The organism is Streptomyces sp. SID5785, from assembly GCF_009870065.1.
GTDB lineage: Bacteria > Actinomycetota > Actinomycetes > Streptomycetales > Streptomycetaceae > Streptomyces.
Genome location: NZ_WWIA01000342.1, coordinates 1 through 8309, shown reverse-complemented (window position 1 = coordinate 8309; position 8309 = coordinate 1). Strand labels below are relative to the sequence as shown.

Below are 8309 nucleotides of genomic sequence, written 5' to 3'. Positions count from 1 at the left end.
CCCTTGGTGTAGGGGTGCGCGGGCCGCTTGTAGATCTCGTGGACCGGCGCCTGCTCGACGATCCGGCCCGCGTACATCACGGCGATCTTGTCGGCGACGTCCGCGACGACACCGAGGTCGTGCGTGATGAGGATCAGGCCCATGTTGTACTCGCGCTGGAGCTCCGCGAGCAGGTCCATGACCTGCGCCTGCACCGTCACGTCGAGCGCCGTGGTGGGCTCGTCCGCGATGATCAGGTCCGGCTCCAGGGCGAGCGCCATCGCGATCATGATGCGCTGGCGCATACCGCCGGAGAACTGGTGCGGGTAGTCGTTGACGCGGGCCGCCGCGGCCGGGATCTTCACCCGGTCCATCAGCTCGATGGCCTTCGCCCTGGCTTCCTTCTTGCTCAGGCCTTGGTGCACCCGGAACATCTCGCCGAGCTGGTAGCCCACCGAGAGCACGGGGTTGAGGGAGGACAGCGCGTCCTGGAAGATCATCGCGATCTTCGCGCCGCGCAGCTTGCGCCGCTCCTCGGGCGCCATCTTCAGCATGTCCTGGCCGCGGAAGAGGATCTCGCCCTGCGGGATCTTCCCGGGCGGCATGTCGAGGATGCCCATGATCGCCTGGGCGGTCACGGACTTGCCGGAGCCGGACTCGCCGAGCACGGCCAGCGTCTCGCCGGAGCTGACGCTGTAGTTGACGCCGTTCACGGCGCGGACGATGCCGTCGCGCGTGTGGAACTCGACGTGCAGGTCGCGGACTTCGAGCAGCGGCCCGTCGTCGTCGGACCGCGGGGCCGGAACCGTCGCGGGGTTGTCGATGATGGTCACGTACGCCTCCCTCAGCGCGTCTTCGGGTCGAGGGCGTTGCGCACCGCTTCGCCGAGCATGATGAACGACAGGACGGCGATGCTGAGCATGATCGACGGGAACAGGATGATGTGCTGCGCCACGCGGATCGAGTTGCCGCCCGCCGAGATGTCGGCGCCCCAGGAGACGCCGCTGGTGAGGCCGAGTCCGAGGAAGGACAGGGTGGCCTCGGCCGAGATGTAGACACCGAGCGAGATCGTGGCGACCACGATCACCGGCGCGATCGCGTTGGGCAGGATGTGCTTGAACAGGATGCGGTTGGTCCCGGCGCCGAGCGCCTTGGCCGCCTGCACGTAGTCCGCCTGCTTCACGGTGATGACCGAACCGCGCATGACGCGGGCGGTCTGCGTCCAGCCGAGGAAGGACAGGGCCCCGATGACGACCGGGATGCTGCGGTCCTCGAAGGCGTTCAGGAGGACCAGCGCGCCGAGCAGGAACGGGATACCCATGAACATGTCGGTGAGACGGGAGAGCACCGCGTCCAGCCAGCCGCCGAAGTAACCGGCGAGCATGCCGATGATCCCGCCGAAGAGCGTCACGACGACGGTCGTGCCGAGGCCGACCAGGACCGACGCCCGGGTGCCGTGGATCATGCGCGAGTAGACGCTCTGGCCCTGCGCGTCGTAGCCGAGCCAGCCGTCGGAGAAGACCTTCCCCAGCTCGGGCTTGGCCAGGTAGTGGCCGGACAGGTCGCGGGCCGTCGGGTCCGTGCTCGAGAACAGGCCGGGGAAGGCCACGATCACGAGGAGCAGCACGATCAGCGTCGCCGAGACGATGAAGACCCAGTTGGAGCGGAGGTCGCGCCAGGCGTCGCTCCACAGGCTGCGGGACTTCTCCTTGCCCGGCTTCTTCTCCGGGGTGGGCAGCGGCCCGCCGGCGGCGGCCGCCGCGGGCGCTTCCGCGGACTTGGTCAGATCAGACATAGCGAATCCTCGGGTCCAGGACCGCGTAGAGCAGGTCGACGATCAGGCTGGTGACGAGGTAGACGATGACCAGAATCGTCACCAGGCCGACCAGCGTGGTTCCCTCTCGGCGCGAGATCGACTCGTAGATGAGGCCACCGACACCCTTGATGTTGAACAGGCCCTCCGTCACGACGGCACCGCCCATCAGCGCACCGAGGTCGGTGCCGAGGAAGGTGACGACGGGGATGAGCGAGTTGCGCATCAGGTGGACGCCGATGACGCGCTTGCGCGGCAGGCCCTTGGCCACCGCGGTGCGCATGTAGTCCGAGCGCAGGTTCTCCGCCACCGACGTACGGGTCAGCCGTGCCACGTAGGCGAGCGAGGCCGCCGCCAGGACGATGGCCGGCATCACCAACTGGCTCCAGCTGTTGGAGTCCTGGACGTTCGTCTGTGCCCAGTGCAGGTTCTCGGCGAAGACCAGCTTGAAGATGAAGCCGAGCACGAACACCGGCACGGAGATCAGCAGCAGCGTCAGGAACAGCACCGCGGTGTCGGCGGCCTTGCCCGCCCGCAGTCCGGCCACGATGCCGAGGATGATGCCGAGGGTCGCTTCGATCGCGAAGGCGAGCGACGCGAGCCGGATGGTGACCGGGAAGGCGTCGCCGAGGACGTCGGTCACCGGGCGCCCCGAGGCGATCTGGGTGCCGAAGTCGAAGTGCAGGATCATGTCCCGCATGTAGTGCCAGTACTGGACCAGCACGGGCTGGTCGAGCCCGTACTCATGGCGCAGCTGCGCAATGATCTGCGGGCTGCTCGCCTTGTCGCCGAACAGACCCCGGACGGGGTCGCCGGGCAGGGCGTACACCATGAGGAAAATCAGCAGAGTCGTCCCGATGAACACCGGGATCATCTGGAGCAGTCGTCGTGCGACGTAGCGCCCCATCATGCCTCCATGTCAATCGCAGCAGGGGCCCTTTTCGCCGTACGCACACCGAAGCGACGTACCTACAGTGAAAAGGGCCCCCCGGCCATTATTCGGCCCGCACGCACCGCTGCCCCCGGATGCGGCCGGGAGGCAGCGGTCACGCGCGCTGTCAGCGGTTACTACTTGTGGACCTCGACGCCCTCGAGGATCGGGTCGCCGTCCTGCGCGTACTTGACGCCGGAGACGCGCTCCGAGTAGCCCGCGTTGACCTTGTAGTACCAGAGCGGAATGGTCGGCATGTAGTTGACCAGTTCCTTCTCGACGTCCTGGTACTTCTTCTCCGAGTCCTCCAGCGTCTTGGCGCTGTCGGCGTCGGAGATCAGGTCGTCGATCTTCTTGTTGGAGAAGCCACCCTGGTTGCCGTCCGACTTGGTGCCGAACAGGTCACGGATGAAGTTGGCGTTGAAGGGGTAGTCGAGCACCCAGCCGGAGCGGTACATCGACTTGACTTCCTTCGCGTCACGCGCGTTGGTGTCCGCCTGGAAGTCGGCCTTCGAGTCGCCGACGCAGGTCACGCCGACGGCCTTCTTGATGGAGCCGCAGACGGCGTCCACCCACTCCTTGTGACCACCGTCCGCGTTGTACTGGATGGAGATCTTGTTGCCCGGGACGCCGCCACCCTCCTTGATGAGGGCCTTGGCCTTCGCCGGGTCGTACTTGGTGACGTCGCCCGCGGCGTTCGGCTGGTAGCCGAGGACGCCCTTGGCGACCCAGCCGGTCGCCGGCTCACGGGTGCCCTGGAGGACCGTCTTGGTGATGGTGTCGCGGTCGATCGCCATCGACAGACCCTGGATGACCTTGGGGTCGATGTCCTTCCACTGCTTCGTGTAGTACGCCACGGCGATCGTCTGGATCGCGGAGTACGACTGGTCCACGGCGCGGTCGCCGAGGTCCTGCTTGTAGACCGGGAGGTCACGCGGGGCGAGCTGACGCAGCACGTCGACGTTGCCCGACTTCAGGTCGTCGTAGGCGGTCTCCAGGTTGGTGTAGTTCTTGAACGTCACACCACCGTTCTTCGCCTTGTTCGGGCCGGTGTAGCCGTCGAACTTGGTGACCTTGATCTCCTTCTTGTGCTGCCAGGAGACGAACTTGTAGGGACCGTTGCCGACCGGCTTCTGACCGGCGGCCTTCGGGTCCTTGTAGAACGACTCGGGCAGCGGCGAGAAGACCTCGTAGCCGAGCTTGTAGACGAAGTACGGCATCGCCTTCGACAGCTCGATGGTGAAGGTGTTGTCGTCGACGACCTTCAGGCCGGACATCTTGTCGGTCTTCGCCTTGCCCTTGGCCGGCGCGACGTCGTCGTAGCCCTTGATGTCCGAGAACCAGAAGCTGTTGGTCTGCTTGTTCGCCGGGTTGGCGGCCCAGTTCCAGGCCTTCACGTACGACTCGGCGGTGACCGGGGTGTTGTCGTGGAACTTCCAGCCCGGCTTCAGCTTGACCGTGAAGGTCTTGTTGTCCGTGGTGTCCACCGACTGGGCGTTCACCATGGTGATGTTGCCCTTGGCGTCGTAGTCCACCAGCTGCGAGAACAGCGTGCTCAGCACGATGCTGCCGTTGGACTCCATGGTGTTGGCGGGCTGCAGGGGGTTCTGCGGCTCACCCGTCTCGACGGAGAACGTGCCGTTCGGGTCGACGGCAGCCTTGCTGCCCTTGTCACCGTCACTGTCGCTGCCGCCGCACGCGGTCGCGGCCAGAGCGATGATCGCCGCGCCCGCCACCCACTTGGCGCTCTTGGCACCACGCATGGGGTTCCTCCTCATGAGTCCACTTGTTCACTGCGAAAGAGGGCGCATCCCCCGCCGGTCAGGCACCCCTGCCCGCCCCGGCGCGTCCAGCGCCCCAGTGTGCTCGTGAGTCGGCGCTCCCCACTGCGCGTGACCCATTGACCCGAGCTCTACGGCGTCAACTATTAGCCATGGAGTGTCGGTCACCAACACCCATTTGGTCTCGGTTCGATCACACCTGCTGCGTACTTCTCCCAAAATCCGGACAAACCGATCCGGACTAGAGGGTCACGAAACGGACGCGTTACATATCTATCGGTCAGTCGCGTCCGGATAGCGGACGCCGGTGAGCGAAAAATGAGTTGCGTACCACGGTGGTGGCACACAGCCTTGCCCATGGGGGTACCCCGACTCGGGAACCCGGTGAGGAACCGGGTACGGAATCCGGGGTCTACGCGCGACACTCTTTCGCAGAGTAGCGGCCGCGCGGCCCCGGCGTACACCGCCGGGAACTTCAAGGGGCGGCAAACCCACGGCAGTTACCGCCGGACGGCCCCGTTCCGTCCGCCCCGTTCCGTCCACCCCGTGTTCCGTCCGGTGCGCACGCCTGCGTGCGCGCACGAAGGGCCCGGCACCCCGCGGCGGGGTGCCGGGCCCTTCGGCCGTGTGTCAGCCGGGTGCGTCAGCTGTGCTTGGCGCGCGAGGCGGAGCGGCCGCGCTCCTTCTGGTCGAGGACGACCTTGCGGATGCGGACGGCCTCGGGCGTGACCTCGACGCACTCGTCGTCGCGGCAGAACTCGAGGGACTGCTCGAGCGACAGCTTGCGCGGCGGGACGATCGCCTCGAAGGAGTCGGCGGAGGCGGAGCGCATGTTGGTGAGCTTCTTCTCCTTGGTGATGTTCACGTCCATGTCGTCGGCGCGCGAGTTCTCGCCGACGATCATGCCCTCGTACACCTCGGTGCCGGGGTCGGTGAACAGCACGCCGCGCTCCTGGAGGTTCGTCATCGCGAACCCGGTGACGGCGCCGGCGCGGTCGGCGACCAGCGAGCCGTTGTTCCGGGTCGTCAGCGTGCCGAACCACGGCTCGTGGCCCTCGTGGATGGAGTGCGCGATACCCGTACCGCGGGTGTTCGTCAGGAACTCCGTACGGAAGCCGATCAGGCCGCGGGACGGGACGACGAACTCCATGCGGACCCAGCCGGAGCCGTGGTTCGACATGTTGTCCATGCGGCCCTTGCGGACGCCCATGAGCTGCGTGACGGCGCCCATGTGCTCCTCGGGCACGTCGACCGTGAGGCGCTCGACGGGCTCGTGGACCTTGCCGTCGACCTCCTTGGTGACGACCTGCGGCTTGCCGATGGTCAGCTCGAAGCCCTCGCGGCGCATCTGCTCGACCAGGATCGCCAGGGCCAGCTCACCGCGGCCCTGCACCTCCCAGGCGTCGGGGCGCTCGGTGTCCAGGACGCGGAGCGAGACGTTGCCGACGAGCTCCTTGTCGAGGCGGTCCTTGACCTGGCGGGCGGTGACCTTGCGGTCCTTGACGGCAGACTTGGCGGCCGCGCCCTTGCCCGTGCCGCCCCGGCCGACGAGCGGCGAGGTGTTCGTGCCGATGGTCATGGAGATCGCCGGCTGGTCGACCGTGATCAGCGGCAGCGCGATCGGGTTCTCCGGGTCGGCCAGCGTCTCGCCGATCATGATGTCGGGGATACCGGCGACGGCGCAGATGTCACCGGGGCCGGCCACCTCGGCGGGCTTGCGGGTGAGCGCCTCGGTCATGAGGAGCTCGGTGATGCGCACGTTGGAGATCGTGCCGTCGCGCTTGATCCAGGCGACCGTCTGGCCCTTGCGCAGCTCGCCCTGCTCGACGCGGAGCAGCGCGATGCGGCCGAGGAAGTTGTCGGCGTCCAGGTTCGTGACGTGCGCCTGGAGCGGGGCCTGGTCGTCGAAGGTCGGCGCCGGGACGTGCTCCAGGATCGTGGAGAAGAACGGCTCCAGGTTGGTGGAGTCCGCCGGGACCGTGCCGTCCTCCGGCTTGGTCAGCGACGCGACGCCGTCACGGCCGCACGCGTAGACGATCGGGAACTCGATCTGGTCCTCGTCGGCGTCCAGGTCGAGGAAGAGGTCGTACGTCTCGTTGACGACCTCGTCGATCCGCGAGTCGGGGCGGTCCGTCTTGTTGATGCACAGGATGACGGGCAGCCGCTGCTGGAGCGCCTTGCGCAGCACGAAGCGGGTCTGCGGGAGCGGGCCCTCGGACGCGTCCACGAGCAGGACCACCGCGTCGACCATCGACAGACCGCGCTCGACCTCGCCACCGAAGTCGGCGTGGCCCGGGGTGTCGATGATGTTGATCGTGATGACGTCGCCGCCATCCTTCGGGTGGTACTTGACCGCCGTGTTCTTGGCGAGGATCGTGATGCCCTTCTCACGCTCCAGGTCATTCGAGTCCATCATGCGATCGTCGAGGGACTCGGCGGCGTGCGCGGCGAAGGAGCCGGCCTGCTTGAGCATGGCGTCGACGATGGTGGTCTTGCCGTGGTCGACGTGAGCGACGATGGCGACGTTTCGGATGTCGTGGCGCGTGGCCATATTGCGGCGTACTCCCGGAGTGAGTGGACGGCTGCGCGTACCTCAGTGATACGCGCGCCCTGCCGGGCTGGACACGCCACGGCCTCACCCCATGGTACGGGGCTTGACGGGTTGCGGCTCTTCCGGGGCTCGTGAAGCGTGTGGGGTCGAGCCCCGGACCGGGGGGAATCCGCAGGTCAATGGGTGTGCACAAGCTTGCCCGCCGGAGCACCGGCGGGCAAGAGACTTGAGCTGGATCTGATCTGAGAATCCTCTGAGCGACGCGAACCGGCCCGGATCAGGACCGCGGGGGGAGGCGGGCGATCAGGACCGCGGGGAGGCGGGCGCCGAGGCCTTCACACCCGGCTTCAGGTAGCCGATGTCCTCGTACTCCGGCTCCTGGAAGCCGAAGGCGCCGGCGTTCACCAGACCCTTGCGGGCCGCCACCAGCTCCGGGCGCTGGTACAGCGGAATCGATCCTGCGGCTGCCCAGATCCGGGCGTCCGCCTGCTTGACCAGCGCCTTCTCCTCGCCCTCGTCGAGCTCGCCGACCGCCTCGTCGAAGAGCTGGTCGATGTGGTCGGTGCCGACCCGGGTGTAGTTCTGCTCGACGGTGAGCGAGCCGTCGGCGGCCGGGACCGGCTTGGCGTAGATCGGCCGGGCGTCGGTGGCCGGGTAGGCCGAGGCCGGCCACGAGTAGAGCGCCAGGTCGTACTGGCCGTTCGCGATGTGGTCCTTGAAGTAGTTGTCGTCCGCGACCTTGGTGATCTCGGTGCGCACGCCGATCTTCCCGAGCATCTGCGTGATGCGGTCCGCGACCGAGCGCAGCTGCTCCGAGCCGGCCCCGGCCGGGACCACGAAGCGCAGGGTCAGCGGCTTGCCGTCCTTGGCCAGCGGACCGGCCGCGGCCCGGGCCGGGGAGGCCTCGCCGCGCGGGGCCGCCGTGCCCTTCGGCGCGTACGCCCCGGGGGCGCCGCCCTGCTGGGCCAGGCGCTTGGCGTCGCTGCGCCGGTCGGGGTGCCCGGCGTGGTTCTTCTCCTTGTCGGCCGTGCGCAGCTTGACCGCGTCGGCCTGGTGCAGGAGAGCGGCGTACTGCGCGGCCGTGTCGGGGGCCGGGCCGATCAGCGGCGGCTGGGCGTCACCGGGCTTCTGGTCGTCCTCGCCGACGATGTACGTCCCGTCGTCGTCACCGGCCGCCTCGGAGTCCTTCCCGGCCTTCGCGCCCTTCTCGTCCTTCTTGGAGTCCTTGGAGTCCTTGGAGTCCTTGGAGTCCTT

General features: G+C 67.6%; 6 protein-coding genes. All 6 read right to left on the bottom strand.

All coding sequences use genetic code 11. From position 1 onward, the window contains the following. Positions 1-812, bottom strand: an 812-nt coding sequence (locus GTW43_RS11210; RefSeq protein WP_161301505.1) for an ABC transporter ATP-binding protein, incomplete at its 3' end; no start/stop codon positions are given. Positions 813-823: 11 nt separating this feature from the next. Then, positions 824-1774 carry an ABC transporter permease gene (locus GTW43_RS11205; RefSeq protein ID WP_161301504.1) on the bottom strand — a complete coding sequence of 317 codons (951 nt, stop codon included), beginning with the start codon at positions 1772-1774 and terminating at the stop codon, positions 824-826. Beyond that, positions 1767-2699, bottom strand: a complete 933-nt coding sequence (locus tag GTW43_RS11200) for an ABC transporter permease (RefSeq protein WP_161301506.1) — start codon at positions 2697-2699, stop codon at positions 1767-1769. Before GTW43_RS11200 ends, GTW43_RS11205 begins: the two co-directional genes overlap by 8 nt. A 161-nt stretch (positions 2700-2860) precedes the next feature. Next, positions 2861-4486: an ABC transporter substrate-binding protein gene (locus tag GTW43_RS11195; RefSeq protein ID WP_161301503.1), complete on the bottom strand. Its 1626-nt coding sequence runs from the start codon at positions 4484-4486 to the stop codon at positions 2861-2863. A gap of 661 nt (positions 4487-5147) precedes the next feature. Continuing rightward, a complete protein-coding gene (gene typA, locus GTW43_RS11190; RefSeq protein WP_161301502.1) occupies positions 5148-7055 on the bottom strand; it encodes a translational GTPase TypA in 1908 nt (635 codons plus the stop codon). 303 nt (positions 7056-7358) lie between these two features. Then, positions 7359-8309: ABC transporter substrate-binding protein (locus GTW43_RS11185; RefSeq protein ID WP_343245967.1), on the bottom strand; the 951-nt coding region annotated here is incomplete at its 5' end.

What these genes read in the sequence shown, in the direction of transcription:
- typA (WP_161301502.1), bottom strand. Translation starts at nt 7,055, where the DNA reads ATGGCCACGCGCCACGACATCCGAAACGTCGCCATCGTCGCTCACGTC.
- GTW43_RS11195 (WP_161301503.1), bottom strand. Translation starts at nt 4,486, where the DNA reads ATGCGTGGTGCCAAGAGCGCCAAGTGGGTGGCGGGCGCGGCGATCATC.
- GTW43_RS11205 (WP_161301504.1), bottom strand. Translation starts at nt 1,774, where the DNA reads ATGTCTGATCTGACCAAGTCCGCGGAAGCGCCCGCGGCGGCCGCCGCC.
- GTW43_RS11200 (WP_161301506.1), bottom strand. Translation starts at nt 2,699, where the DNA reads ATGGGGCGCTACGTCGCACGACGACTGCTCCAGATGATCCCGGTGTTC.